The organism is Streptomyces sp. AB3(2024) (genome assembly GCF_041862025.1).
Classification (GTDB): domain Bacteria; phylum Actinomycetota; class Actinomycetes; order Streptomycetales; family Streptomycetaceae; genus Streptomyces.
Window position 1 is genome coordinate 1 of record NZ_JBGWAB010000063.1, and the last position, 26,097, is coordinate 26,097.

Genomic DNA, 26,097 nt, shown 5'->3' on the forward strand with positions numbered 1-26,097 from the left:
TGGACCCCGGCCGCCGTCGGCTCCGCCGCCGTGCCCGACGCGGGAGCCGTGCCGGGGGCTTCGTGCCGGGCGGCGAGGGCGGCGGGGGCGGCGAGGGCGGCGGGGGTAGCGGGGGTGGCTCCGGCCAGGCGGGACCTCAGCGGAGCGGCCGTGCGGCGGGCGTCGCGGACGGAGAGCGGCAGGGGGGACCAGCCCGCCAGCCGGCCGAGGGAGACCACCGGGGGATGGACGGGGGAGACGGCCATGACCTCGGCCGGGGTGCCGACCACGGGGGCAGCGCCCGGGGAGGGGAGCAGCAGGACCCGGTCGGCGTACTGGACGACCCGCTCCAGCCGGTGTTCCGCCATCAGCACCGTCGTGCCCAGGTCGTGCACCAGGCGCTGCAGCACGGCGAGGACCTCCTCCGCCGCCGCCGGGTCCAGGGCGGACGTCGGCTCGTCCAGCACCAGGACCTTCGGGTGCGGGGTCAGGACGGAGCCGATCGCGACCCGCTGCTGCTGGCCGCCGGACAGGGTGGCGATGGGGCGGTCGCGGAGTTCGTTCAGGCCCAGCAGGTCGAGGGTCTCCTCCACCCGGCGGCGCATCACCGCAGGTGGAAGGCCCAGCGACTCCATGCCGTACGCCAGCTCGTCCTCCACCACGTCCGTCACGAAGTGCGCCCGCGGGTCCTGGCCCACCGTGCCCACCACGTCCGCGAGCTCCCGCGGCCGGTGGGTCCGCGTGTCGCGGCCCGCGACCGTCACCCGCCCCCGCAGGGTGCCGCCCGTGAAGTGCGGGACCAGCCCGGACACCGCCCCGAGCAGGGTGGACTTGCCCACCCCGGACGGGCCGACGAGGAGGGTGAGCTCCCCCTCGGGGAGAGTGAAGTCGGCGCCTTGGAGGGAGGGGTGCGCGGCGCCGTCGTAGGTCACCGACACCTGCTCGAAGCGGATCACTGCGCGGACTCCTCGGACGGTACGGGTGCCACGAAGGCGGGAAGCAGGCCGATCAGGATCGCCGCCGCGGGCCACAGCGGCAGCGTCGGCGCGACCAGCGGGACCACGCCCGGCCGCAGCCCCTCCGGGTCCAGCGAAGCGGCCCGGACCAGCAGGGCCGCGACCGCCGCCCCCGACCCGGCGACCAGCCACGCCCGCGCCCCCCACCGGTCGGGCCGGTAGCGGGTTCGCACGCTGCGCCGGCCGCCCAGGCGCAGCCCGGCCAGGGCCAGGACCAGCCCGATGCCGAGCACGGGCAGCCCGTACGCGGCGCCCTCGGCGGCGAGCAGCCCGTACGTGCCGGCGCACATGCCGAGGAGGCCGCCCAGGGTGAGCACGTTGGTGGTGTGCCGGACGACGGCCGGGACCCGGGCCGTGCGGCCGTAGCCGCGCGCGTCCATGGAGGCGGCGACGGCCACCGAACGCTCCAGGGCCCCCTCCAGTACCGGCAGCCCGATCTGCAGGACGGCCTTCACCCCGCCGGTGGGCCGGCCGCGCAGCCTGCGCGCGGTGCGCAGCCGGGCCACGTCCGCGACCATGTTCGGCGCGAACGTCATGGCGACGACCACCGCCACGCCCACCTCGTACAGGGCGGCGGGCAGCGACTTCAGCAGCCGCGCCGGATTGGCCAGGGCGTTGGCGGCGCCGACGCAGATGAGCAGCGCGGCCAGTTTCGCGCCGTCGTAGAAGGCGAAGACCAGCTGTTCGGCGGTGACCCGGCCGCCGAGGCGGATGCCCTGCGCCCAGCCCGGCAGCGGGAGCTCGGGCAGCGTGAACAGGACGTGCGCGCCGGGCAGGGGGGAGCCGAGCAGCGCGGAGAAGAGGAGCCGCAGCCCGATGACGAAGAGGCCGAGCCGGACGAACGCGCCGTAGGACCGGGCCCAGGGCGCGGCGGTGCGCCGGGCGGCGACCACGTACCCGGCGACGCCGACGATCAGCCCGAGGAGCAGCGGATTGGTGGTCCGGGAGGCGGCGGTGGCGAGCCCGAGGGCCCACAGCCACCAGGCCCCCGCGTGCAGGGCGTTGCTGCGCCGCGCCTCGGGAGCCCGCCAGGCCGTCCCCTTCTTGTACGTCGCCCCGCGCACCCCCCGACCGGCCCGGTCCGGGCCGGGCCCGGCCGGGGGTGCGTGCGTACCTGCGGCGCCGTGCGTCATCGCCCGCGGCGGCGGGACTGCCAGACACCGGCCGCGGCGAGGACGATCACGGCCGCGATGCCCGCGACCAGGCCCGCGGAGGGGCCGGAGCCCCCGCCGGCGGGCGCCGCGGCGGCGTCCGCCGGACCGGCGGACGCCGTGGGGGAAGCCGCCGGGGCCTTGGCCCCGGAGTCCTCGATCGGCTCGCCGCAGCCCGTCCTCGGGTAGCCGGAGATCCCGCACAGCAGGGCCGCACCGTTGTAGCGCAGCGGCTTCGCCACCGATGCCAGTGCCTCGGCGGCGGTGGCCTCCGGGGCGACCTGGGCACAGGCGGTGCGCGGGGCGTCCTGCGGCGGGTGCTCACCGCCGGGCGCGTCCTCGGGCACCCCGAAGTCGAGGACCACGGCCACCCGCTTCTTGCCGTCGGCGGCGGTGGTGCCGGCGCAGATGGCCTCGAAGTCGGCTGCGGCGCGCGGCCGGGCCGCCTCGGCCGCCGCGTCCTTGCTGACCGAGAAGCGGAAGCCGTAGACCGTGCCGTCCGCGGGCCGGGCCGTCGACGGACCCTGGGTGGCGTACGCCCAGTTGCCGCCCGCACCGTCCCAGAACGACCAGTAGCGGTAGCCCGCCGCGAGGGCCGGGGAGGCGGCGATGAGGGTCAGCAGCAGGCCCAGGAGCACGGCGGCCGCGGTGCGCGGACGGCGGATCACAGCTGGTTCTTCTTCCGGCGGCCGCTCAGCAGGATGCCGATGCCCATGCCGGCCGCGGCGCCCGCGCCGACGATCCACCAGATGTTCTGGCCGCCGGAACCGGTGCCGCCGTCGCTCTCGACCTTCTTCGGCTCGGTGTCGGCCGCCTGCGGGGCGGGGCCCGTGGCGTTCAGTGCGCCGACCAGGTCGGCGGAGCCGAAGGCCTTCGGGTCGGTGCCGGTGGCGTGCGCGACGAGGATCAGGGTGCCCAGCGCCGCCGGGTTGCCCTTGGACCAGTCGGCGGAGTTGTTCTTCAGCCACTCCAGCGCGCCCGCCGCCGCCTGCCGGTGGCCGGCCGCGGCCAGGGCGATCACGGCGTCGGCGGTGTTGCCGGTGTCGGCGGTGGGCTGGTCGGCGCCCGGGGTGACGGCCGTGAGGTGGCCGTCCTTCTTCAGGGCCTCGGCGAGGTAGCCGGCTGCGCCCTGGGCGGCGCCCGCCGGATCGGCGGTGCCCGCCGGGCAGGGCAGCGCGGCGGCGGGGGTGTCCGTGGCGGCGGGGTCGACGACCGCGCCCTTGCCGAGACCGGCCAGCACGGCGGCGGCCGTGGCATCGGCGTTGGCGGGGAGCTTGCCGTCGGCGGCCTGGTAGCCGAAGGCGCCGCGGTCGGCGGCCGGCTCGGCGGAGCAGCCCAGCTGGAAGGCGAGCAGTCCGTCGTGGGCGGACTTGCCCGCCTTCGACTTGACCTCGGCCGGCTTCTCGCCCGCCACCGCGAGCGCGCTGATCACGATCGAGGTGGAGCTGCCCTCGCTGGGGGAGCCCGGGACGTAGGCCCAGCCGCCGTCCTCGTTCTGGACGGACTTCAGCCAGTCCACGCCCTTCTTGACCGCCGCGTCCTTGCCGCCGATCGCCTTCAGCGCCTGCACGGCGATGGCGGTGGCGTTGGTGTCGAACATCGTCGTCGCGTCGCAGGCCTTGGAGGCGTCCGCGCGGAAGGAGGCGAAGCCGCCGTTCGCGCACTGCTGGCCGGTGAGCCAGTCCACGGCCTGTGCGGCGGGCTTCTCGCCCGCCGTCTGCTGGGCGAGCAGCGCGATCGACTGGCGCCACACGCCGTCGTACGTCGGGTCGGCCTTGCCGAACAGGCCCGAGGGGACGACCGGCGGCGCGGACGGGGAGGGCGGAGCGGTGTCGGCGAGGGCTGCGGGGGCGGCGCCCACGCAGAGCACGGCGGAGGCGGCGAGCGCGGCGGCGCTGCGGCGGACGTTCATGGCGGGGCGGGTGCCTCTCGTGCTGGGGAGTCGGAGGCAGGCACACGCGGGCACCGGGCTCCGGCTCCGCTTACCTCGACGGTGCCGGCCGCCGGAGGCCCCGGCGGCACGAGCCGCGCACCTCCCGTACGGGGCATTCCGGCTACCCGTCCCGCGGAGCGGGCCGGGTCACGGTTGCGGGTCAGCGCCGGATTCGCACCGGCTTCCCCCCGTACTGAGGTGTGGACGACGGCCCCACTCTACCGGCCCGTAGCCCACCGGTCCGGGGGCGGCGGGCCCCGGCACCCCTTACCGGGGGAGCCCCGCGCCCCTCACAGCGCCCGGTACTCCACCGGCTCGGTACCCGGTACCGCTTCTGCGCGGCCCTGCTTCACCAAGCGTCGCAGATGCGCCTCCGCTTCCGAGACGGCGATGTTCCGGGAGCCGTACGGGATCCGCTCCCACGGGCGGTTCCACTCCATCCGCTCCGCGAGCGCCCACGGGGTCAGCGGCTCGGCCAGCAGCCGCCACAGCCCGGTCAGCCGCTCCTCGTGGTGATCCAGGAGCTCCCGTACGCGGGCGGGCGCGTCGGTGAAGGCGTGCTGGTGGGCCGGGAGCACCTCGGCGGGCTCCAGGCGGCCGATGCGTTCGAGGGAGTCGAGGTAGTCGCCGAGGGGATCGGTGACGCGGGTGTCCTCAGGGGCCTCGTAGAGGCCGATGTGCGGGGAGATCCCGGGCAGCAGGTGGTCGCCGGAGAAGAGCCGGCCGTTGCCGGGCAGCCGGGCCGGGTGCTCTTCCTCCAGGTGGAGGCAGACGTGGCCGGGGGTGTGGCCGGGGGTCCAGATCGCGCGGAGCCGGCGCCCGGCGAGCGGCAGCAGCTCGCCGGGGACGATCTCCCGGTCGGGGACGGCGGCCCGCAGTCCGGGCAGGGTCCGCAGCCGGCCGCTCGCGCGGGCCGCGCGCAGCGGGGCGACGTGCTCCTCGGGGGCTCCGGCGGCGGTCAGCTTCCCGCTCATGTAGTCGAACCAGACGCCGGGCTCGGCGGAACGGGTCCGCACGACCACCTCCGTGTCGGCGGCGTGCATGGCGATCCACGCCCCGGAGGCCTCCCGCACCTGCCCGGACAGCCCGTGGTGGTCGGGGTGGTGGTGGGTGATGACCACCCCGTGCACGTCGGCGACGGCGAGTCCGAGCGCGCCGAGCCCGGCGGCGAGGGCGTCCCAGGAGGCGGGATCGTCCCAGCCGGTGTCGATCAGGACGGGGCCGCGGTCGGTGTCGAGGACGTGGACGAGGGTGTGTCCGAGCGGGTTGTCGGGGATGGGGACCTTGATGCCCCAGACACCCCCGCCGTGATCGGTGACGTGCGGCTCGGCCTCTGGTGCGGCCTTCGGCGTGACCTCCGGATCGGCCTTCGGCGTCACCTCTGGCTTGGCCTCTGACATGAGGACTCCCTGGCTCACTGCGGATCGGTCGGGCGGTCGAGCGAGAACGTGTTTCAGTAGTCGCCCAAGTCGACCATCTCCCCGGCTTTCTGAACAGCCCTCGGATCTTCGGAGCGGCCTCGTCCTGGCCGTGGACTCCTGGAACTAGAACTGGTATCAGTTCTGCGACACCGCGCGCAGCCTCAGGAGGCATCAGCCATGACCGAGCTCGTGGAACACGGACACCTGTTCATCGGCGGGGAATGGACCGAGCCGCTGGGCACCGACACCATCCGCGTCGTCTCCCCCCACACCGAGCAGGTCATCGGCAGCGTCCCCCACGCCTCCCGCGCCGATGTGGACCGGGCCGTCGCCGTCGCGCGCAAGGCCTTCGACGAGGGCCCCTGGCCCCGGCTCTCCCTGGACGAACGGATCGCCGTCGTCACCCGGATCAAGGACGCCATCGCCGTCCGGCACGAGGAACTAGCCCGCTCCATCAGCTCCCAGAACGGCTCCCCGTACTCCTGGAGCGTCCTGGCCCAGGCCCTCGGCGCGATGATGGTCTACGACTCCGCCATCAAGGTCGCCGCCGACTACCCCTACGAGGAGCGCCGCCAGGGCGCGCTCGGGCCGATCCTCGTGCGCCGCGAGCCGGTCGGGGTCGTCGCCGCCGTCATCCCCTGGAACGTCCCGCAGTTCGTGGCCGCCGCCAAGCTCGCCCCGGCGCTGCTCACCGGCTGCTCGGTGATCCTCAAGCCGTCGCCGGAGGCCCCGCTCGACTCGTACATCCTGGCCGACATCGCGCGGGAGGCCGGGCTGCCGGAGGGCGTGCTCTCCGTCCTGCCCGCCGACCGGGAGGTCAGCGAGTACCTCGTCGGCCACCCCGGCGTCGACAAGGTCTCCTTCACCGGCTCCGTCGCGGCCGGCCGGCGGGTCATGGAGGTCGCCGCCCGCAACCTGACCCGGGTCACCCTCGAACTCGGCGGCAAGTCCGCCGCCGTGATCCTGCCCGACGCCGACCCGGCCGCCACCGTCGCGGGGATCGTGCCCGCCGCCTGGATGAACAACGGCCAGGCCTGCGTGGCCCAGACCCGCATCCTCGCCCCGCGCAGCCGCTACGAGGAGTACGCCGACGCCTTCGCGGCCGCCGCCGGAGCCCTCGTCGTCGGCGACCCGCTGGACCCGGCGACCCAGCTCGGCCCGCTCGTCGCGCAGCGCCAGCAGCAACGGTCCCTCGACTACATCCGGATCGGCCAGGAGGAGGGCGCGAAGATCCTCACCGGCGGCGGCCGCCCGGCCGGCCTGGAACGCGGCTGGTACGTCGAGCCCACCCTCTTCGGCGACGTCGACAACTCGATGCGGATCGCCCGCGAGGAGATCTTCGGGCCGGTCGTCTGCCTGATCCCGTACGGGGACGAGGAGGAGGCCCTGCGGGTGGCCAACGACTCGGAGTTCGGCCTCAGCGGCAGCGTCTGGACCGCCGACGTCGAGCACGGCGTCGACTTCGCGCGCCGGGTGCGCACGGGCACCTTCAACGTGAACACCTTCAGCCTGGACATGCTGGGCCCGTTCGGCGGCTACAAGAACAGCGGCCTGGGGCGGGAGTTCGGGCCGGAGGGGCTGAGCGAATACCTGGAGCACAAGATGATCCACCTCCCGGCGGGTGCGTGATGGGGGACCGCTGGCAGATCGAGGTGGACCGGGGGGTCTGCATCGGCTCGGGCATGTGCGTGAACCACGCCCCGGAGGCCTTCGCCCTCGACTCGGCCCGCCAGTCCCACCCCCGCTCCCCGGAGACCGACGCCAACGAACCCGCCCTGACGGCCGCCGAGGGCTGCCCGGTGGAAGCCATCCTGATCACCCTCTCGGCAACGGGCGAACCGGTGTTCCCGCCGGAGGAGTAGGGGGGGCGGGGGCAGGGGCGCGGGCTGAGGGCCGGGCGGCGCGGGGCACGGGGCACGGGGCACGGGGATGATCGTCGGCATGGGCAGAACGAAGTGGGTGGCCGGAGCGGCGGCCGGGGCGGTGGGGGCGGGCGTCGCCGTGGTGGGCGCGGTCCTGTGGTCCACGGCCGGGGGTGGCACCGACCACGGCTGGTTCCGGGTACGCGAGATCGGCCCGGCCGACGCGGGGGGGAGGGCCCTCGCACCCCTCGCGTGCTGAAGCGCAGGCCGAGTTGGCCGCCGTCGCCGCTGCCGCGGGCCTGACCCCGGGCAGCCCCCGTCCCGCCGAGGAGGGGGCCCTGGCCGACTGCGTCGCCGACTGGACCGGCTCGGGCCCCGCCGACCCGACCCGGTGGCGGACGCTCGAAGCCGCCCTGACGGAACGCGGCTGGCAGGTCACGTCCCGACCCCGACCCCCTCTACGCCACGATCAAGCCTTTTCCGGGGACGTCAGGTCGATCAGGCGGCAGACCGTTTCGATGTCGATCTTGACCTGGGCGATCGAGGCGCGGCCCGAGAGCCAGGTGATCAGGGCGGAGTGCCAGGTGTGCTCGATGACGCGGACCGCCGAGAGCTGTTCCGCCGTCGGCGGGGCGTCCAGGCCCATCGCGTCCAGGATGATGGCCGTGGTCAGCCGGGAGACCGTGTCGACCTCGGGGCTCACGCTGCGGTCGGCGAAGGTCAGGGCGCGGACCATGGCGTCTGCCAGGTGGGGTTCGCGCTGGAGGGCGCGGAAGGCGCGCATGAGGGTCTCCGCCACCCGCGCCGCCGGATCGTCGCCCGCCGGGGGGCGTTTGCGCAGTGTCGTGTGCATGTGCTGGAGCTGGTCCTGCATGGTGGCCACCAGGAGGTGCACCTTGGAGGGGAAGTACCGGTACAGCGTGCCGAGGGCCACGCTGGACAGCTCCGCGACCTCGCGCATCTGCACGGCGTCGAAGCCGCCCCGGCTCGCCAGCTGCGCGCTGGCGTGCAGGATGCGGCGGCGGCGGGCCTCCTGGCGCTCCGTCAGGGGAGGGGACGCCGGCGTGGTTGCCGATGTGGTCGCCGCTGCCGCGACCGCCTTCGCTTCCGCTGTCATGTGTCCCGTTCCTGGCGTTCCGTGTCGTTGCGGGGGAGCTGATTCCGGGAGGGTCCGGGGCCAGCATCTCAGGCGTCCGAGCCGTGGCGCGAATCACCTGCTCCGCCTCTTACGGTGTGGTTTCCGGCCGGTAGATTCAATGGTCTTCGACGGATCAAGTCTGAAACTTGTTCTACATTATCCGAGCGGTTACGCTCCGGCGAAAGTGCAGGGAGAAGGGGGCCGAGAGTGACCGCAGAGGCCATGGTGACAAGCCCTTTCGCGGGTTCCGCCACCGACGGCGACCGCCCGTTGCGCATCGCACTCCTCACCTATAAGGGGAACCCGTTCTGCGGCGGCCAGGGCGTCTACGTCCGCCACCTCTCGCGCGAGCTCGTGAAGCTGGGCCACTCCGTCGAGGTGATCGGCTCACAGCCCTACCCGGTGCTCGACACCGGCGCCACGCTCACCGAGCTCCCGAGCCTGGACCTGTACCGCAGCCCCGATCCCTTCCGCACCCCGAAGCACGACGAGTACCGGGACTGGATCGACGCGCTGGAGGTCGCCACCATGTGGACCGGCGGCTTCCCCGAGCCGCTGACCTTCTCGCTCCGCGCCCGCCGCCACTTGCGCGCCCGCCGGGCCGAGTTCGACGTCATCCACGACAACCAGACCCTCGGCTACGGCCTGTTGGGGGACATCGGCGCGCCCCTGGTGACGACCGTCCACCACCCCATCACCGTCGACCGCAAACTCGACCTCGCCGCCGCCAAGGACCGCAAGAAGCGTCTCTCCGTGCGCCGTTGGTACGCCTTCACGCGCATGCAGGGCCGCGTCGCCCGCCGGCTGCCCTCCGTGCTGACCGTCTCCGGATCCTCCCGGCAGGAGATCGCCGAGCACCTCGGTGTGCGCGACGACCGCATCCACGTCGTGCACATCGGCGCCGACACCGACCTCTGGTCGCCGGACGCCTCCGTCGCCGAGGTGCCCGGACGGATCGTCACCACCTCCAGCGCCGACGTCCCGCTCAAGGGCCTCGTCCACCTCGTCGAGGCGCTCGCCAAGCTCCGCACCGAGCGCCCCGACGCCCACCTCGTCGTCGTCGGCAAGCGCGCCGAGAGCGGCCCGGTCGCCCGCGCGATCGAGAAGTACGACCTCCAGGACGCCGTCCGGTTCGTCAAGGGCATCACCGACGCCGAGCTCGTCGACCTCGTGCGCAGTGCCCAGGTCGCCTGCGTGCCCTCCCTCTACGAAGGCTTCTCGCTCCCGGCGGCCGAGGCCATGGCCACCGGCACGCCCCTGGTCGCGACCACCGGCGGGGCCATCCCCGAGGTGGCGGGGCCGGACGGCGAGACCTGTCTGGCCGTGCCGCCCGGTGACGCGGGGGCGCTGGCCGCCGCGCTGGGCCGGCTGCTGGGCGACGCGGACCTGCGCGCCCGCCTCGGAGCCGCCGGGCGGGAGCGGGTCCTGGCCCGGTTCACCTGGGCCAAGGCCGCCGAGGGCACGGTCCGGCACTACAGAGCCGCGATCGAGCAGGCCGCGGCCGTCCGCGCCGGCCGCGCGTCGCGGTGACCTGCCGCCCCCACCGCTTCCCCCCGCCCATCCGCACCACCTCTCACCCCCGCGACCGCGAAGGCAGGACCCCGTGCTGACCGTCGATTTCTCCCGGTTCCCGCTCGCCGCAGGCGACCGCGTACTCGACCTGGGCTGCGGCGCAGGCCGGCACGCCTTCGAGTGCTACCGGCGCGGCGCCCAGGTGGTCGCCGTCGACCGCAACGGCGAGGAGATCCGCGAGGTCGCCAAGTGGTTCGCCGCCATGAAGGAGGCCGGTGAGGCCCCGGCCGGGGCCACCGCCACCGCCATGGAGGGCGACGCCCTCGCCCTGCCCTTCCCCGACGATTCCTTCGACGTCGTCATCATCTCCGAGGTGATGGAGCACATCCCCGACGACAAGGGCGTCCTCGCCGAGATGGTGCGCGTGCTCAAGCCGGGCGGCCGCATCGCCATCACCGTGCCCCGCTACGGGCCGGAGAAGATCTGCTGGGCGCTGTCCGACGCCTACCACGAGGTCGAGGGCGGCCACATCCGCATCTACAAGGCGGACGAGCTGCTCGGCAAGATGAAGGCCGCCGGCCTCAAGCCGTACGGCACCCACCACGCGCACGGCCTGCACTCCCCGTACTGGTGGCTCAAGTGCGCCTTCGGCGTGGACAACGACAAGGCGCTCCCGGTCAAGGCGTACCACAAACTGCTGGTCTGGGACATCATGAAGAAGCCGCTGGCGACCCGCCTCGCCGAGCAGGCGCTCAACCCGGTCATAGGCAAGAGCTTCGTGGCGTACGCGACCAAGCCGCACCTCCCCGTGGGCGCGGCGCAGTGACCTCCCCCGGCCGCACCGTTCCCGAGGTGCCCGAGGTGCCCGAACACCTGCTCCTCGACGGGGTCCTGACGGCCGAGGAGGCCGCGGCCACCGTCGCCGGGATCCTGGCGGCGCAGCGCGCCGACGGGGCGATACCGTGGTTCCGGGGCCACCACCTCGACCCGTGGGACCACACCGAGGCCGCGATGGCCCTGGACGTGGCGGGCGAGCACGAGGCCGCGGAACGCGCCTACGACTGGCTGGTGCGCCACCAGAACGAGGACGGCTCCTGGTACGCCGCGTACGCGGACCGCCCCGAGGGGGTGGACACCGCCGCGCCGCAGGACGCGAGCCGCGAGTCCAACTTCGTCGCGTACATAGCCGTCGGCGTGTGGCACCACTACCTCGCCACCGGCGACGACCCCTTCCTGGACCGGATGTGGCCGGCGGTCTACGCGGCCGTCGAGTTCGTCCTGGGCCTCCAGCAGCCGGGCGGCGAGATCGGCTGGAAGCGGGAGTCCGACGGCGGCGCCGTCACCGACGCCCTGCTCACCGGCTCCTCCTCCATCCACCAGGCCCTGCGCTGCGCCCTGGCGATCGCCGACCACCGCGGTGACCCGCAGCCCGACTGGGAGCTGGCGACGGGCGCGCTCGCGCACGCCGTGCGCCACCACCCGGAGCGGTTCCTGGACAAGTCGCACTACTCGATGGACTGGTACTACCCGGTACTCGGCGGCGCGCTGTCGGGTGAGGGGGCGAAGGCGCGGATCGAGGAGCGCTGGGAGGAGTTCGTCGTCCCGGACCTGGGGGTGCGGTGCGTGCTGCCGAACCCGTGGGTGACGGGCGGGGAGTCCTGCGAGCTGGCGCTGACGCTCTGGGTGATGGGCGAGTCGGACCGGGCGCTGGAGATCCTGCGCTCGATCGGGCACCTGCGTGACGGGAACGGCATGTACTGGACGGGCTACGTCTTCGACGACCGAGCGGTGTGGCCGGTGGAGCAGACGACCTGGACGGCGGGCTCGCTGCTGCTCGCGGTGGCGGCGCTGGGCGGGGACGAGGCCACGGGAGAGGTGTTCGGGGGCCTCGCGCTGCCGCGCGGCCTGGAACCGGACTGCTGCCGCTGACCGCCGCCGGTCCGGGGCCCCTCGCGGTCCCGGTCCGGCGCGGCGGAGGGTGGGGCCGAGGGCGGGGCGGCCGCACCCGAACGGGTCGCCCCGGTGGTGCGGCGGCCGGGGCGGGGTGAGGCTGCGGGGGACACCTCAGTCCCCGGAGGCAACCGTGCGCGTACCCACGACCGTCCGATTCCGCCGAGCCCTCACCGCGGTGGTCCTGTCCACCGCGCTGCTGGCCGGTGCCACCGCGTGCGGCGGCGGCAGCGACCAGGGACGGGGGGAGGAGATCTCCTCGGCCGCCGCCACGGACCTGGCCGTCCTCGCGGCCGCCGAGCCGGCGGCCGTCGAGCAGGACGAACTGGCCGCGGCCACCCCCTCGCCCAGTACCTCCGCCGAGCGGCAGAAGTTCGCGAAGACCCGCTTCGTGGCCAATGCGGGCCTCGCGGCCGGTGCGACGTACCAGTGGATCATCAAGCCGTACCAGGAGGGCAAGTTCAAGAAGGGCGCGAAGGGCCGTACGTTCGCGCTGATCAAGGCGGGTCTGGCCGGTGCCTTCGCCTACAACCGGCTCAAGGCGGCGTCCGAGAACGCCAAGGGCGACCCGCTGCTGTCGAAGGCGATGGTGCCGCTGACGGCGGGCATCGCGTCCCTCAAGGGTCTCGCCGGAAAGCTCCGCAAGGGGCAGGCGGGCGATGCGGACATCAGCTCGTTCCAGGACGTCATCAACGGAGTGAAGTCGGCGGGCCAGAGCGCGGGCGCGACGGTGACCGACCAGGTCCCGAGCCTCTCCCAGCTGGGCGGATAGTCCCGCGGCGGGCAGCCGGGCACCCGTCCACCGGACTCCGGTGGGCGGGTTCCGGCCGTCCCGCGGCCGGACGCGCCGCAGCGGTGGGGGTCAGTTGAGGACGACGGTGTGCGAGGGCACGGAGTGGGCGCAGCTGGTGGCCCTGGTGAAGTCGCCGGTGGTCCAGGGGTTGCGCTTGACGTGTTCGAGCACGACCTGGCCCGTGTCCTGGCCGAAGACGCCGTCGATCTGCAGCTCACGGCCGTGGTCGTGCCGAGCCCCGTGATGGCGGCCACGGTCAGGGTGACCAGCGAGCGTCGGAGGATGGGGGTGTGCCACGCCGGTTGGCCGCTCGCGCCCGGGTGCCGCCCTAGCCGTTCAGCTCTGCCAGTACCCGCAGGGTGTGCGGGTCGGGGGCGGTCACCAGGAGGTCGGTGACGGGTCCCTCGCGCCACAGCTCCAGTCGTTCCGCGATCCGTTCGCGCGGCCCGACCAGCGAGATCTCGTCGGCGAACGCGTCCGGGACGGCGAGTACCGCCTCCTCGCGCCGCCCCGCGAGGAACAGCTCCTGGATGCGGTGGGCCTCCTTCTCGTAGCCCATCCGCGCCATGAGGTCGGCGTGGAAGTTGCGGGCCGCGTGGCCCATGCCCCCGATGTAGAAGCCGAGCATCGCCTTGACGGGGAGCAGCCCGGCGGCGACGTCCTCGCAGACCGCGGCGCGGGCCATCGGGGCGATCATGAACCCGTCGGGCAGGTCGGCCAGTGAGGCCCGGTAGACGTCGGTGCGGGTGGGCGACCAGTACAGGGGCAGCCAGCCGTCCGCGATCCGGGTGGTCTGGGCGATGTTCTTCGGCCCCTCCGCCCCCAGCAGCAGCGGCAGGTCCGCGCGCAGCGGGTGGGTGATGGGCTTGAGGGGTTTGCCGAGGCCGGTGCCGTCCTCGCCGCGGTACGGGTGGCGGTGGAAGCGGCCGTCGAGGGCGACGGGGGCCTCGCGGCGCAGCACCTGCCGGACGACGTCGACGTACTCCCGGGTCGCGGTGAGCGGGCTCGCGGGGAAGGGGCGCCCGTACCAGCCCTCCACCACCTGGGGTCCGGACAGGCCCAGGCCCAGCATCATCCGGCCGCCGGAGAGGTGGTCGAGGGTGAGGGCGTGCATGGCGGTGGCGGTGGGGGTGCGGGCTGCCATCTGGGCGATGGCGGTGCCGAGGCGGATCCGCGAGGTGTGCGCGGCGATCCAGGTGAGGGGGGTGAAGGCGTCGGAGCCCCAGGCCTCGGCGGTCCACACCGAGTCGTAGCCGAGGCGTTCGGCCTCGGTGGCGAGGTCGAGGTGGGCCGGGCTGGGCCCGCGGCCCCAGTAGCCGAGTGCGAGTCCGAGGCGCATGGGGGTCCCCTCCGAGATGCCGTCGCCCATATCTGACGCTGCGTCAGGCGACTGTAGGGCACGCGGCTCCCGCCGGGAAGCCCGAAGGCCCCCGCCCGTGGGGGGCGGGGGCCTTCGGGCCGGCGGGTCAGCCCCGCTGGATGTTCGAGGTGTCGTTCAGGACGCCGCGGCGGCCGTCCTGGGTCTGGGCGATCAGGGACGAGGGGCCCCGCTGGTCGACGGCCAGGTACCAGGTGCCCGGCGCGAGCTCCGCGATCGGGGCGGGGGAGCCGTCCTCGCCGAAGAGGGGACGGGCCTCCGGCACCGCGAACCAGAACGGCGCGAACGCCGACGCGGCCGGCTGCGGCTGCGGCTGCGACTGCTGCGGAGGCTGCTGCCCCGCGTCCTGCGGACCGGGCGCGGGCGCCGCGGGGCCGCCACCGTAGGGCGGGACGGGCTGCGGGGTGGAACCGTACGGGCTCTGCTGCTGCGGGCCGCCCGGGTAGCCGTACCCGCTGCCCGGCTGCTGCGGGTGGCCGCCGTAGGGCGCGGGGGCGACGGGCGCGGCCTCCGGGAGGAGGCTCCCCGCGAGCGCGGGGATCTTCGAACCGGCGACGGACACGCCCGCCAGGGCCAGCGTGGCCAGGAAGGCGAGGATGCAGCCGGGCCCCAGGTCGAGTCGCGTCGGGGTGACGATCAGCGACCACAGGGCGTTCCAGACGGCCGCCACCGCCAGCGCCGTGCCCCACGCCGTCAGCGGCAGCCCGCCCAGCTTGCGGCCCTCGGGCTGGAAGCGCGCGCCGATCAGCAGGCCCGCGGCGATGAAACCGGTCAGGAAGACCGTCGGAAGGACCAGCCCGTAGGAGTCCGTGTCCCACGCGCTCGGCATGTCCACGTTGGTGGCGGAGTAAAAGTCGAGGAACGAGGCGATGAACAGCAGCACCGCTGCTCCGATCACCACGCCGTCGCCTCGTGTGAGGGAGCGGATGTTCACGTCTCTGATGTCCTTCTCGGTCTCGGTCGTCTCGTGGCGCCGCGGTCGCGTGGGCGGACCGTGGCTGAGCGGGGGCGGCGCCACCATCGTACGGAGTCTCCCGCGGCCGAGAGGATCGGGGCGGAGGGACGCCCCGTCAGGAGCTCCCCCCTCGGGGCTACCCCCCGAGGAATCCGACGATGCCGTCCGCGATGCCCTGTGCCGCCTTCTGCCGCCACTCCGGACTCGTCAGCTGCGCCGCGTCCTTGCTGTCACGCATGTTGCCGCATTCGATGAACACCTTGGGCCGGGTCGACAGATTGAGACCGCCCAGATCGTCGCGGACGACCAATCCGGTCCCGGAGCCAAGGTAGTTGGCGGGGGCCGAGCCGGTGGTCCGGGAGAAGTTGCCGCCGATGCGTTCGCCCAGCTGGCGGGAGGGCCCGACGATCGCGGCCGTGTCGGCGCCGCCCGCCTTGACCTTGGCCGGGAGGATGACGTGGTAGCCGCGGTTGCCGGCGGAGACCCCGTCCGCGTGGACGGACACGACGGCGTCGGCGCGGGCCTCGTTGCCGATCCGCGCGCGCTCGTCGATGCAGGGGCCCCAGGGGCGGGCGGTGCCGGCCTCGTGGGTGAGCACCACCTTCAGCCCGCGGCCCTCCAGGATGGTGCGCAGCCGCCGGGACACGTCCATGCTGAACTCGGCTTCCATGTAACCCGAGTTGGTGGTGGTGCCGGTGGTGTCGCATTCCTTGCGGTTGGTGCCGATGTCCACCTGACGGTCGATCTCGTCGGTGTGCTGGAAGTTCCCGGTGTTGTGCCCGGGGTCGATCACGACCGTCTTGTCCGTGAGGGGCCCCTTGGCCGGAGCGGGTGCCGCCGCCGTGCCGGAGGCCGACGCGGAGGCGGAGGGGGAGGCGGAGGGGGACGCGCCCGTCCCCGCGCCCGCCTGCGTACCCGGGGAGGCGCTGGACTTCGCGTCGGCCGCCGTCGCGTGCGAGGCCGGGTGCGGGGCGGGTCCGGGCCGCTGCCCGTCCGTCCCCGTCAGGGTATGGGTCAGGACCCAGCCGGCGAGGACGGTCGGGGCGAGCACCGCGACCGCCACCGCGAGGGTGGAGCGGCGCGCGTACCAGCGCCGGTCGGGGCTGATGGAGTCGCGGGACTCGGGGGCCGGGGAACTGTCGTCGTAGCGCACCTCGCGATGCTAGAACGCCCGACCGGCACCCGTACGGACCCTGCTCCATCCGGGGGCGTGGTGCGATCAGCCTTTTGTATGCCGAAGCCGCCGGGGCCGTCGGGGCGCTCCCGAATCGGCCCCACGCGCCGCCGGTCGATTCGTTACCGAACCACAATCCGGAGGCACTTCCTATATTGATAGATTTGTGATACTATGCAAAAAATTGCCGGTAGTGTCTCTGTGCATGACAAACAGTGGACAGCCGAGCCGGACGGCGCTCATGGCGGCCGCGGCGCGCGCGGCGCACCTCCTCGTCGACGACGCCCCCTCGATCTTCTCCGACACCCTGGCGCAGACCTTCCTGGGACAGGATGCCGAGGAACTCCTCGGGTACCACCGGTCCTACGGCGGTCACCCCGTTCTGGCCGGCGCGCGGACGACCGCCGTCACCCGCGGCCGCTATACGGAGGACCGGCTGGCCGAGCTGGCCCACCGGGGCGTGGACCAGTACGTGATCCTCGGTGCGGGGCTGGACTCCTTCGCCTACCGGTCGGAACTCGCCGCCCGTGTCGAGGTGTTCGAGGTCGACCTGCCCGCGACCCAGGAGTGGAAGCGGGCACTGCTGGCCGCGACGGGGACCGAGGTGCCCCCGTCCGCGGCCTTCGTCCCCTTCGACTTCGAGCAGGAGCCCGCACACGCGCTGGCCGGCCACCTCGTGAGGGCCGGCTTCGACCCGGGCCGGCCCGCCCTGGTCAGCTGGCTCGGGGTGACGATGTACCTCACCCGGGAGGCGGTCGGACAGACACTTGCCGCCATCAGCGGCTTCCCGCCCGGAACCGAACTCATCGTGGAGCACCTCCTGCCGGCCGGACTGCGCGACGAGGCGGGGCAGTCGTACGCGGAGGCGGTCATGGCGGCGGCAGCCGGCCAGGGCGAGCCCTGGCGGACGTTCCTGAGCGTCGAGCAGATGGACGCCCTCCTGCGCGAGCACCGGCTGAACCCGGTCGAGTACGTCCGGCAGCACGAGATCATGGACCCGGCGGGGCGGGAGCGCACCGACGCACTCCGCCCGTTCGGCCTGTCCGTCCTCGCCCGAGCGAGCGTCCCCGCCCGCTAGATGCCGTCGCCGGTGCGGCGCAGGACGCGCAGGGAGTCCGTGACGGACACCTCCTCGAAGGCCCCCGAGGCCAGCGCGCGCAGGTAGATCCGGTACGGGGCCTGGCCGCCGTCGGCCGGGTCGGGGAACACGTCGTGGATCACCAGCGTCCCGCCCACCGCCAGGTGCGGGACCCAGCCCTCGTAGTCGCCGGTCGCGTGCTCGTCGGTGTGGCCGCCGTCGATGAACACGAACCCGAGCGGGCCGCCCCAGGCCGCCGCGACCTGCGGCGAGCGTCCCACCAGGGCGATCACGTGCTCCTCCAGCCCCGCCCGGTGCAGGGTGCGGCGGAAGGTCGGGAGGGTGTCCATCAGCCCGACCTCCGGGTCCACCACCGTCGGGTCGTGGTACTCCCAGCCCGGCTGCTGCTCCTCGCTGCCCCGGTGGTGGTCGACGGTGAGCGCGGGCACGCCCGCCTCGCGCGCGGCGTCGGCCAGCAGGATGGTCGAGCGCCCGCAGTACGTGCCGACCTCCAGCAGCGGCAGCCCGAGCCCGGCCGCCTCGGTGGCCGCCGCGTACAGCGCGAGGCCCTCGCCCACGGGCATGAACCCCTTGGCGGCCTCGAAGGCGGCCAGGGTCTGCGGCTTGGGGGTGGCCATGTCGTTCCTCCTGCTGAGCTGCGTGTGGATGCCGGGCCATGCTGCCTTACCAGCGGGTAGGGCGCTACGGGTGGGGCAGCGTCAGTCGCCTCAGCGGCCGAAGAGCCGGGACAGGCCGCCGCCGAGGTCCGCGACCCGGTCCTCGCGCAGCGCCCGCCGGAGGTCGTCGCGGGTCTCCGTCACCTCGCGGGTCAGCCAGTGGGTGTTGCCGGCCGTCAGGTGGAGCCGGTGCAGCAGCGCCTTCAGGTGGGGGAGCGCACGCCCCGGCTCCCCCGCCTCGCCGACGCTGCGCAGCACCCGGTACGCCGTCTCCGCGTCGCCGCGCTCCGCCATCGCCGCGAGGTCGGGGTACAGCCGCAGGTACAGGGGCGCGGCGGTGACGAAGTCGCCGAGCAGCCAGGCGTCGTGCGCCAGCCGCCGCCGTACGTCGAGCAGCACCGGGCTGTCGGCGGGCAGCCGCCGCTCCAGGTCGGGCAGGAGCGGCGCCAGCCAGCCGCGCTCCGCGTGCGCCTGCGCCGCGGTCTCGGAGCCCCACCGCCCGTCGCGGACCGCGTCACCGCGCTGGAGCGCCCCGGCCAGGTGGTAGCGGGCGGACAGTGTGACGGGGTCGTCGGCGCCCAGCACCCGCCCCGCCTGGTCGATGATCTCGCGCAGCTCGGCCTCGTGGCGGCGGCCGTCGCCCGGCCCGTAGGCCGCGGCCTCGCCGACGTGCGCGGCCCGAGCCGCGATGGTGTCGGGGTGCTCCAGGCCGAGGACCCGCACCATGCGCGGCAGGATGCGCTCCAGGTCGGTGGGGGAGTGCCCGCGTACGGTCATGGCCCGGTGGTAGGAGGCCCGCACCGTCAGCGCGTCCTGTGCGCCCAGCTCCTCCGTCAGGTCGGCGACCAGCATGTCCAGCCGGACGACCCGGTCGGCCGGGGCGTCGTCGAGCACCTGCGTCAGGCGCCGCTCGAACATCGACCGGACGGGGTCCCCGGCGGCCGTGTGCACGGTCGGGGAGTACGAGGGCGGGGGAGGGAAGGACGTGAGGGGGGCGGCCGGGGCGGGAGGCACGGCAGGGGCGGCAGCGGCGGCAGGGGCCGCCGGGGCGGCGCCCCGGGCGATCTCCGCGAGCCTGCCGCTCACCTCCCGGGCGTCGGCCGGCCGCTCGTGCGGGTCCTTCGCGAGCAGGGCCAGCACCAGGGCGTCCAGCGCGGCGGGGATCCCCTCGCGCAGCGAACCGGGCGCGGGCGGCGCCGTCGTCAGGTGGTGCGCGAGCAGCTCGTGCATCTCGCGGGCGGGGAAAGGCCGTCGGCCGGTCAGCAGCTCCGTCAGCACGCAGCCGAGGGCGTACAGATCGGCCCGCCCGTCGACGGGGACCCCGTTCGCGCCGCCCGTCCAGCGTTCCGGCGCCATGTAGGGGAACGACCCGATGATCATCCCGGTGGCAGTCAGTTCCGTCCCGGGGGCGCCCGAGGACTTGGCGATCCCGAAGTCGAGGACCTTGACCACCCCGCTCTCGGTGACCATCACATTGGCCGGCTTGACGTCCCGGTGGACGATCCCGGCGTCATGGGCGGCCCCGAGCGCGTCCGCGATCCGCGCGGCCCACTCCAGGATGTCCGCCAGGTCCGGCGCCCCGCCCTCCAGCACCTCGGCGAGGCTGCGGCCCTGGAGCAACTCCATCACGAGGAACACGGCGTCGCGCCCGGCCCGTTCGGTACGGCCGAAGTCGTGGATGGTGGCGATGTTGGGGTGCGCCAGGTTCCCGGCGAGGCTCGCCTCCCGCTCGAACCGGCGGGTCTCCTCCGGGGTCTGCGGATATCCGATCTTCACCGCGACCCAGCGGCCCACCCGGGAGTCCTTGGCCCGCCAGACCTCACCGAAGCCGCCCCGGCCGAGCAATTCGTCGAGCTCGTAACGCCCTTCGATGATCTCCCGCACGCCCCTCGGCCCCCGTCGCCCCTTGATCGTCCACTCGCAGGGGCATTATCTCCGGGCGGGGGAGGGTGGGGCCGGTCCGCGCCGTCATCCGTCGCACTCGAACCACACCGTCTTCCCGGTCTGCCGGGGCAGCACGCCCCAGCGGTCGGTGACCGCCTGCACCAGCCGCAGCCCCCGCCCGCCCTCGGCGAGCGGATCGCCGCCCGGCGCGACGCGCGGGAGCGCGGGGCACCCGTCGGTCACCTCCACCCGCAGCCCGCCCGGCCTGCGCTGGATCAGCACCGAGCAGCCCCGGTCGGGCACGTGCCGCACGACGTTGGCGACCAGCTCCGTCAGCGCCAGCTCGGCGCCGTCGGCCACCTTGTCGAGGCCCCAGCGCACTAGGAACCACCGCAGGATCTGCCGCATGTGCCCGGCGGAATGCTCACTGACGGTGAAGCCCATGCGGTAGGTGCCGCCAATTTCCGTGCTGGGGTACCCAGTTGCGTGATTCATGCCATCAGGTTGGCGTCGCGCGGTTACGCTCGGCTACGGATGGAAAACAACATCGTGCACGTGGAGTTGGGGGTGTCCGCCCGTGGTCAACATCCGGAATCTCGATCCCAGCGCCTCACCGTTGGACTACTACGGCTTTGAACTGCGCCGCCTGCGGGAGGGAGTCAATCTGAAGCAGAGCGACCTGGGTGGCATCGTCTTCTGCACGGGGTCCCTGATCGGGCAGATCGAGACGGCGAGGAAGGTTCCGACGCGGGACTTCTCGGAGCGGGTCGACGCTGCGCTGGGGACGGGCGGGCTGTTCTCGCGGCTCGTGGGCCTGGTGCTGAGAAGTCAACTGCCGACGTGGTTCCAGGCGTACGCGGAGATGGAGGCGAAGGCGGCGTACATCCCGACCTTCCAGGCCCAGCTGGTGTACGGGCTGCTGCAGACGCCGGAGTACGCGCGGGCGGTGTTGGGTGTGCGGACCGACGAGGGCCTCGACGCCAAGGTGGCCGCCCGAATCGAGCGGCAGCGCATCCTGGACCGCGAGAACCCGCCACTGACTTGGGTGGTGATGAGCGAGGCGGTGCTGCACCAAGAGGTCGGCGGCCGTGAGGTCATGCGGAGTCAACTCGCTCACTTGTTGGCCCTGCAGAGGCGGGAGTGGGCCAAGGTTCAGATCCTTCCTTTCGAGGCGGGTGCCCATGGCGGGCAGCTGGGTTCGTTCACCGTCCTGCGGTTCGACGATGACCCTGACCTTGTCTATACGGAGGACTTCATCCAGGGTCATATGACGGCCAATCCTCAAACCCTCAGGGAGGGTTATCTCCGTTACGATCACCTGCAGGCTGCCGCCCTCTCCGTCGACGACTCGGCAGCACTGATCGCGCGCGTAATGGAGGAGCGTTATGGACACCATCCAGAGCCTGACGAACGCGCGGTGGCGTAAGTCCTCGTACAGCGGTGACACGGGTGGCGAGTGCGTCGAATGCACCCCCCTCGGCGCCGCTGCCTGGCGTAAGTCCTCGTACAGCGGCGACACCGGCGGCAACTGCGTAGAAGTCGCCACCCAGCCCGCCCTCGTCGCCGTCCGGGACTCCAAGAACCCCGAGGGTCCCGCCTTCACCGTGAGCCCCGCCGCCTTCGCGGCGTTCGTGCGCGGGCTCTGAGAGGTCGGCCTGGGGCGCATGCAGGTTCTAGGGGCCACCGAGCCCACGCACGTGGGGCCGTTCCGGGCCCTCGCGGTGCTCGGGCGGGGCGGGATGGGCCGGGTGCTGCTGGCCAGGGGGCCCGACGGGCGGCTCGCGGCCGTCAAGCAGGTGCACGCCGAGCTCGCCCGGGACGAAGGGTTCCGGGCCCGCTTCCGGCGTGAGGTCGAGGCCTCCGGCAAGGTCTCCGGGGCCTACACCGCCCCCGTGATCGACGCGGACCCGGAAGCGGAGACGCCCTGGCTGGCCTCCCGCTTCGTCGCCGGGCCCGCCCTGAGCCAGGCCCTGGACGCGGGTGGGCCGCTGCCCGAGCCCGCGGTGCGGCGGCTGGCGGCCGGGCTGGCGCACGCGCTGGCCGACGTCCACGGGGCCGGGCTGATCCACCGCGACCTCAAACCGTCGAACGTGCTGCTCGCCGGGGACGGCGTCCGGGTCATCGACTTCGGCATCGTGCGGGCCGTAGGGGATCAGACCCGCATCACGCACACCGGCATGCTGATCGGTTCGCCCTCGTTCATGTCGCCGGAGCAGGCCCTGGGGCAGGAACTCACCCCGGCCAGCGACGTGTTCTCGCTCGGCGCCACCCTCGTCGCGGCCTGTACCGGGAGGGTGCCGTTCGGCGGCGGGGGCGCGGTGCCCAAGGTGCTGCTCGACGTGGTCCATGCGGAGCCCGACCTGGACGGGGTGCCGGCGGGCCTGCGCGGGATCGTGGAGCGGTGCCTCGCGAAGGACCCCGCCGCGCGGCCGGCGCCGTGGGAACTGCTCGACCTGGTCGGGCGGGTCCAGCCGACGGGGGCGGCCTGGCCCGAGCCGGTGCCGCGGCTGACCGCCGAGCAGCGGGCGGAGATCGCAGGGCTGGTGGCCGTACCGGTTCCGCATCCCGTTCCCGCGCCGGATCCCGGGCCGCCGGTCGAGCCGCCGCCCGTCGAGCCGCCGCCCGTGCTGCGGCGCCGGTGGAACCCGTACCTGGTCGCGGCGGCCGTCGCGGTCGTCCTGGCCGCCGCCACCGGACTGAGCGCCGCCGGGCGGCACTTCGTCTGGCTCCAGTACACCTCCGCTGTGCCGGAGAGCGTGCCGACCCCCGGCGGGACCCCGCTCGCGCAGGTGGCCGACAAGTACCGGCCGCAGCGGATGACCTGTGAGCAGCTCGCGTCCGGGATGACCGTGCCGGCCGTGTTCGGGAAGCGGACGGGCCAGGGCCTGGCGGAGCTCAACGGGGGGTGGGCGGGCCCGTACAACGTCTGCATCTGGAGGACCGGTGGCGGTGACGAGGTCTTCGTCTCCTGGCGGGTCTTCGTCTCCCGGTCCGGCGGGAAGACCGGCGCCGAGCAGGCGAAGAGCGCGTACGAGGACGACTACCGGCGCGGCGAGACCAGACGCGACGGCGCCCTCGGCTTCGCCGAGGAGGGTCTGTGGTGGCAGAAGGGGAGGGGGGACGGCTCGAACTGCGTCCTGACCGCGCGGGACGTCAACCAGACGGTGGTGGTGTCGGTGAGCGGGGTCAACTATCCCCCGGGGCGGTGCGAGGCCCTCACCCGGAAGTTCGGCAAGAACGCCATGGAGGCGATCCCCCGGTGACGAGGCCGCCGCCGGGGATCCGGACGGGGCGGCGGGCCGGTCGCGGCGGACAGCACTGGGGTCCGGGGGCCGTCTCCCGTCCCGGACGCTCAGGGGCGACCTGCCCTGCTCGCGGTGATCCACGCGTTGATCGAGTCGGCGGCTGCCGTCGACTGGTTTATCTCCTTCATGCCGGTGGCGACGAGATCGTTGTCGTTCCGGTCGAGGCCGTCCAGGCAATCCCGGCTGCCCTTGGCGGCCATCGTGGTGAACGTCCGCCAGCTCGGCAGGACCCGGGGGTCCGGGACGGGGAAGAAGGCGTCGGCGTCCCGCGCGACCTTTCCGAACCCGACGCAGATCGAGGGGAGCCGGGACGCGACCAGCGCGTCACCGTCCGCGGACTGCGTCGCCTCGGCCCCGAGGGTCCGCAGCTGTTCGAGGACGGTGTTGTAGCGGACGACCAGGGCCCGCCCGCCCAGGCCGTACCAGGCGTCTGCCTGCCCCGACGCTTCCTGAGCGGCGAACCTCGGATGTGCGGCGGGTTTCACGGACGAGGCCGCCACGCCGGTCTCCGGGGGGCCGGGGAGGGACAGGAGCGCTGTGGGAACCCCGATGGCCCCGGCGCACAGCACTCCTACGACCGAGCGGCGCAGGACCGGCCCCCGGGGCTCCTTCCCGGCCCGCGCGGGGGCCGCGGGGCGTGTCCCCCGCCGGAGTGCCCTGCGGGCGACGGAGGCGACCGCGGCCGAGGCGATGCCCACGACGGTGACGAGGACGAGGACGATGCCGAGGAGGTACTGGAAGGCCTGCCAGACCGCGACCGGCCGCCAGTCGCACGCGGTCGTGAACGTACTGATGGCCCCGATGCAGCCGTCCGACGCGGAGAGCACCCATACGCCGCCGTAGCCCGCCAGCGCGGCGGCATGGGCCGCGACGAGCGCCGCGATCAGCCGGTAGCGGTCGACCAGCAGACCTGCGACGAGGGCCGCGACCGCGGCTCCCGCCAGCAGGGCGGCGCACGCCCCGGTCTGGAACAGCAGGGGAGCCGCGATCCCCCGGAGCCGGACCGGGGGCTGCCAGCCGTGCATGTGGGCCTTCACGCCCGCGACGGCGGCCCAGCACAGGACACCACCGAGCATTCCGGCGAGCAGGGCGCGACGGAGCGCCGGCAGGGGTTCGGCGGGGACTGCCGACCCGCCGATGCCCGGTACGGCGGAAGGGACCCGGCCCGGGGGCACCCGGCGGACCGCCCAGGCCGTCAACGGCACCACCCACAGCACGGCGACCGCCGGCAGGGCGAGCGGGACGGCGACCGTCGTGCCCAGCAGCGGCACCGCGCGTGCGGTCGCGTTGAGGATCGCGTCGTACTGACCGGCCGGATCCACCGGCAGGCCTTCGGTTCCCGGTCCGAGGGGGTTGGTCAGCAACCCCGGTATGTTCGCGATGATCACGCCGAAGTCCTGCCACCACCAGAACCACGCGCACAGTGCCAGGCACGCCCCTGCCAGGACCAGCGCCATCGGCGGGTGGATCGCGCGACCGCGCCGGACGGTGAACCACAGGTGGGAGCACTGGGTGACCCACCAGGCGAACGCCAGTCCCACGAGCACCACGGGCACCACCATCACCGGTTCGCCGGGCAGCAACCGGTCGACTGCGATCCGGTTCCCGAACAGTTCACCGACCGCCATCCCGACGCCGAGCCACAGACCCGCCCGGGCTCCGTTGAGCCTGGGCCGCGCGGTCAGCAGCCGGTGGACCACCGAACGCCACAGGGCCGTGCCCGCGACCCCGGTGACCAGCGTGGCGGGCAGGAGCGCGATCGTCAGGTTCCACGCCCACCGGCTTGCCAGGCCGGCGTGGGCGACGAAGTGCCACAGCTGGCTGTTGACCAGGGCGGCGGCGGTCCCCGTCAGGAACATCAACAGGGCGGGCACCTCGAACATCGCCGTGGAGTCGGCCAGTGCCTCCCGCCGGAGGTCCCACCGTGGGTGCGTGTGCCAGAGCTCGGTGAACGAGCGCAGTGCGCGGGGCAGCACCCCCACGGGCGGAGCCGGGGCGACGGCACCCCAGATGCGCGGGTTCGCGCCCCAGCGGGCAGCGGTGAGGTCGGCATGCAGCTCCCGGCTGCGCAGCACGTCCGACCGCGCCAGGTAGATGACCACCGTCATGAGCAGGGGGAGGACGAGGGCCCGCCACGCGGGCAGCGAGATCTCGTAGGGCGGCGACTCCGGGGCGTACGCGTTGAAGACGAGGATGCCGAACCCCACCGCGTAGGGAACGAGTACCGCGGCGATGAACGTCCGCCACAGCGCGACCGTCGCGTAGGTGAGGGTGACATCACCGTTGCGGATGTGGGCCAGCTCGTGCAGGAGCACCGCCTCGAAGTCCTCCGGCGCCGAGGACCGTCGGGTGAGGAGACCACCGTGCAGGCGCACGATCGGACGACGGTCGCTGCCGAACACCGCGGCGCCGGTCGAGGCGGCGAACGGATCCACCACGACACGGGGCACGCGCTTCAGCCCGGCGACCTGCGCCAACTGCTCCAGTTGGCGCAGGATCCGGCTGTCGTGATCGACCACTGCCAGCGGGACGGCCCGGCTGCGGCGCGACCTCCAGGCCGGAAGGGCGAAGAAGAGCCCGCAGGCCAGGAGCAGCAGGGCGACCGGCACCGTCGGCGCCACCCACCAGGGCACCGGCCCGTGCTCGGCGATGCAGGCCCGATAGGCGGCGCTGTGGAGGACTTCGGCGGGGGGCGTCCTGCCGGTGGCGACTCCGGCCGCGAGCAGGCACTGGGGGCCGTCGTTGAGCCCGGCGGCGGTGAGCGCCGTCGGCAGCATCGAGCTGCTGCTCGCGAGCATCAGGACGACCAGCAGCACGAACCGCATGGTCGTGCCGGCGGGTATCGCCCGTGCCTGCGGCTCCGTCCGAAGGGGAAGGGGCTCGTCGGCCAT

General features: G+C 73.8%; 25 protein-coding genes and 1 riboswitch. Of the genes, 11 read left to right on the plus strand and 14 right to left on the minus strand.

The genetic code is table 11. From position 1 onward, the window contains the following. The 5 genes from ACEPPI_RS23330 to ACEPPI_RS23350 form a co-directional block, all read right to left on the minus strand. On the minus strand, positions 1-935 hold a 935-nt coding region (locus tag ACEPPI_RS23330; RefSeq protein ID WP_373917196.1), incomplete at its 3' end, for an ABC transporter ATP-binding protein. Then, positions 932-2,128: an energy-coupling factor transporter transmembrane protein EcfT gene (locus ACEPPI_RS23335; protein ID WP_373917197.1), complete on the minus strand. Its 1,197-nt coding sequence runs from the start codon at positions 2,126-2,128 to the stop codon at positions 932-934. The genes ACEPPI_RS23330 and ACEPPI_RS23335, both read right to left, overlap by 4 nt. Continuing rightward, positions 2,125-2,811, minus strand: a complete 687-nt coding sequence (locus ACEPPI_RS23340; RefSeq protein ID WP_373917234.1) for an SCO2322 family protein — start codon at positions 2,809-2,811, stop codon at positions 2,125-2,127. The genes ACEPPI_RS23335 and ACEPPI_RS23340 overlap by 4 nt, the downstream gene beginning before the upstream one ends. Then, the gene (locus ACEPPI_RS23345; RefSeq protein ID WP_373917198.1) at positions 2,811-4,058 is read right to left on the minus strand and encodes a prenyltransferase/squalene oxidase repeat-containing protein; all 1,248 of its coding nucleotides are present in this window, start codon (positions 4,056-4,058) and stop codon (positions 2,811-2,813) included. The genes ACEPPI_RS23340 and ACEPPI_RS23345 overlap by 1 nt, the downstream gene beginning before the upstream one ends. 131 nt (positions 4,059-4,189) lie before the next feature. Next, a riboswitch (cobalamin riboswitch) is annotated at positions 4,190-4,267 on the minus strand. 102 nt (positions 4,268-4,369) lie between these two features. Continuing rightward, positions 4,370-5,479 (minus strand): MBL fold metallo-hydrolase, encoded by a 1,110-nt coding sequence (locus tag ACEPPI_RS23350; protein WP_373917199.1) that lies wholly within the window; start codon positions 5,477-5,479, stop codon positions 4,370-4,372. A gap of 198 nt (positions 5,480-5,677) precedes the next feature. Here ACEPPI_RS23350 and ACEPPI_RS23355 point away from each other — a divergent pair, with 198 nt between their 5' ends. The 3 genes from ACEPPI_RS23355 to ACEPPI_RS23365 all read left to right on the plus strand — a co-directional run bounded on the left by ACEPPI_RS23355 (position 5,678) and on the right by ACEPPI_RS23365 (position 7,621). Beyond that, complete coding sequence (locus ACEPPI_RS23355; RefSeq protein WP_373917200.1) at positions 5,678-7,129, plus strand: aldehyde dehydrogenase; 1,452 nt, start codon at positions 5,678-5,680, stop codon at positions 7,127-7,129. Then, positions 7,129-7,362, plus strand: coding sequence for a ferredoxin (locus ACEPPI_RS23360; RefSeq protein WP_373917201.1), 234 nt, complete (start codon positions 7,129-7,131; stop codon positions 7,360-7,362). Before ACEPPI_RS23355 ends, ACEPPI_RS23360 begins: the two co-directional genes overlap by 1 nt. A 79-nt stretch (positions 7,363-7,441) precedes the next feature. Further along, positions 7,442-7,621, plus strand: a complete 180-nt coding sequence (locus ACEPPI_RS23365) for a hypothetical protein (protein WP_373917202.1) — start codon at positions 7,442-7,444, stop codon at positions 7,619-7,621. A 210-nt stretch (positions 7,622-7,831) separates the two neighbouring features. Here the strand turns inward: ACEPPI_RS23365 and ACEPPI_RS23370 are convergent, their stop codons facing one another. Beyond that, a complete protein-coding gene (locus ACEPPI_RS23370) occupies positions 7,832-8,479 on the minus strand; it encodes a TetR family transcriptional regulator (protein ID WP_373917203.1) in 648 nt (215 codons plus the stop codon). Between the two features lie 228 nt (positions 8,480-8,707). On the opposite strand from ACEPPI_RS23370, the gene ACEPPI_RS23375 reads away from it, so the two are divergent. The 4 genes from ACEPPI_RS23375 (at position 8,708) to ACEPPI_RS23390 (ending at position 12,734) form a co-directional block, all read left to right on the plus strand. Further along, on the plus strand, positions 8,708-10,030 hold the full coding sequence (locus ACEPPI_RS23375; protein ID WP_373917204.1) for a glycosyltransferase family 4 protein: 1,323 nt from the start codon (positions 8,708-8,710) through the stop codon (positions 10,028-10,030). A gap of 73 nt (positions 10,031-10,103) precedes the next feature. Further along, a complete protein-coding gene (locus ACEPPI_RS23380; protein WP_373917205.1) occupies positions 10,104-10,838 on the plus strand; it encodes a class I SAM-dependent methyltransferase in 735 nt (244 codons plus the stop codon). Then, on the plus strand, positions 10,835-11,941 hold the full coding sequence (locus ACEPPI_RS23385; protein WP_373917206.1) for a prenyltransferase/squalene oxidase repeat-containing protein: 1,107 nt from the start codon (positions 10,835-10,837) through the stop codon (positions 11,939-11,941). Before ACEPPI_RS23380 ends, ACEPPI_RS23385 begins: the two co-directional genes overlap by 4 nt. A gap of 154 nt (positions 11,942-12,095) precedes the next feature. Next, positions 12,096-12,734: a hypothetical protein gene (locus tag ACEPPI_RS23390; protein WP_373917207.1), complete on the plus strand. Its 639-nt coding sequence runs from the start codon at positions 12,096-12,098 to the stop codon at positions 12,732-12,734. A gap of 90 nt (positions 12,735-12,824) precedes the next feature. Here the strand turns inward: ACEPPI_RS23390 and ACEPPI_RS23395 are convergent, their stop codons facing one another. The 4 genes from ACEPPI_RS23395 to ACEPPI_RS23410 all read right to left on the minus strand — a co-directional run bounded on the left by ACEPPI_RS23395 (position 12,825) and on the right by ACEPPI_RS23410 (position 16,241). Next, entirely contained in the window at positions 12,825-13,052 is a 228-nt protein-coding gene (locus tag ACEPPI_RS23395; RefSeq protein WP_373917208.1) for a hypothetical protein, read from the minus strand. A 31-nt stretch (positions 13,053-13,083) separates the two neighbouring features. Continuing rightward, positions 13,084-14,094 (minus strand): LLM class F420-dependent oxidoreductase, encoded by a 1,011-nt coding sequence (locus tag ACEPPI_RS23400; protein ID WP_373917209.1) that lies wholly within the window; start codon positions 14,092-14,094, stop codon positions 13,084-13,086. A 127-nt stretch (positions 14,095-14,221) separates the two neighbouring features. Continuing rightward, the gene (locus tag ACEPPI_RS23405; protein WP_373917235.1) at positions 14,222-15,067 is read right to left on the minus strand and encodes a hypothetical protein; all 846 of its coding nucleotides are present in this window, start codon (positions 15,065-15,067) and stop codon (positions 14,222-14,224) included. Between the two features lie 157 nt (positions 15,068-15,224). Continuing rightward, complete coding sequence (locus ACEPPI_RS23410) at positions 15,225-16,241, minus strand: N-acetylmuramoyl-L-alanine amidase (RefSeq protein ID WP_373917210.1); 1,017 nt, start codon at positions 16,239-16,241, stop codon at positions 15,225-15,227. A 226-nt stretch (positions 16,242-16,467) separates the two neighbouring features. Here ACEPPI_RS23410 and ACEPPI_RS23415 point away from each other — a divergent pair, with 226 nt between their 5' ends. Continuing rightward, the gene (locus ACEPPI_RS23415) at positions 16,468-17,340 is read left to right on the plus strand and encodes a class I SAM-dependent methyltransferase (protein WP_373917211.1); all 873 of its coding nucleotides are present in this window, start codon (positions 16,468-16,470) and stop codon (positions 17,338-17,340) included. Here the strand turns inward: ACEPPI_RS23415 and ACEPPI_RS23420 are convergent. The 3 genes from ACEPPI_RS23420 to ACEPPI_RS23430 all read right to left on the minus strand — a co-directional run bounded on the left by ACEPPI_RS23420 (position 17,337) and on the right by ACEPPI_RS23430 (position 20,396). Continuing rightward, positions 17,337-17,978, minus strand: coding sequence for a class I SAM-dependent methyltransferase (locus ACEPPI_RS23420; RefSeq protein WP_373917212.1), 642 nt, complete (start codon positions 17,976-17,978; stop codon positions 17,337-17,339). The genes ACEPPI_RS23415 and ACEPPI_RS23420 overlap by 4 nt on opposite strands. Before the next feature lie 90 nt (positions 17,979-18,068). Continuing rightward, entirely contained in the window at positions 18,069-19,901 is a 1,833-nt protein-coding gene (locus ACEPPI_RS23425; protein ID WP_373917213.1) for a protein kinase, read from the minus strand. Between the two features lie 84 nt (positions 19,902-19,985). Next, positions 19,986-20,396: an ATP-binding protein gene (locus ACEPPI_RS23430; protein ID WP_373917214.1), complete on the minus strand. Its 411-nt coding sequence runs from the start codon at positions 20,394-20,396 to the stop codon at positions 19,986-19,988. Between the two features lie 82 nt (positions 20,397-20,478). Here ACEPPI_RS23430 and ACEPPI_RS23435 point away from each other — a divergent pair, with 82 nt between their 5' ends. The 3 genes from ACEPPI_RS23435 to ACEPPI_RS23445 are packed head-to-tail and all read left to right on the plus strand — an operon-like array spanning position 20,479 to position 23,164. After that, positions 20,479-21,327, plus strand: coding sequence for a helix-turn-helix domain-containing protein (locus ACEPPI_RS23435; RefSeq protein ID WP_373917215.1), 849 nt, complete (start codon positions 20,479-20,481; stop codon positions 21,325-21,327). Then, positions 21,287-21,547, plus strand: coding sequence for a DUF397 domain-containing protein (locus ACEPPI_RS23440; RefSeq protein ID WP_373917217.1), 261 nt, complete (start codon positions 21,287-21,289; stop codon positions 21,545-21,547). Before ACEPPI_RS23435 ends, ACEPPI_RS23440 begins: the two co-directional genes overlap by 41 nt. A gap of 18 nt (positions 21,548-21,565) precedes the next feature. Then, entirely contained in the window at positions 21,566-23,164 is a 1,599-nt protein-coding gene (locus tag ACEPPI_RS23445; RefSeq protein ID WP_373917218.1) for a serine/threonine-protein kinase, read from the plus strand. Between the two features lie 89 nt (positions 23,165-23,253). Here ACEPPI_RS23445 and ACEPPI_RS23450 read toward each other — a convergent pair whose 3' ends face one another. After that, positions 23,254-26,097 (minus strand): M48 family metalloprotease, encoded by a 2,844-nt coding sequence (locus tag ACEPPI_RS23450; RefSeq protein ID WP_373917219.1) that lies wholly within the window; start codon positions 26,095-26,097, stop codon positions 23,254-23,256.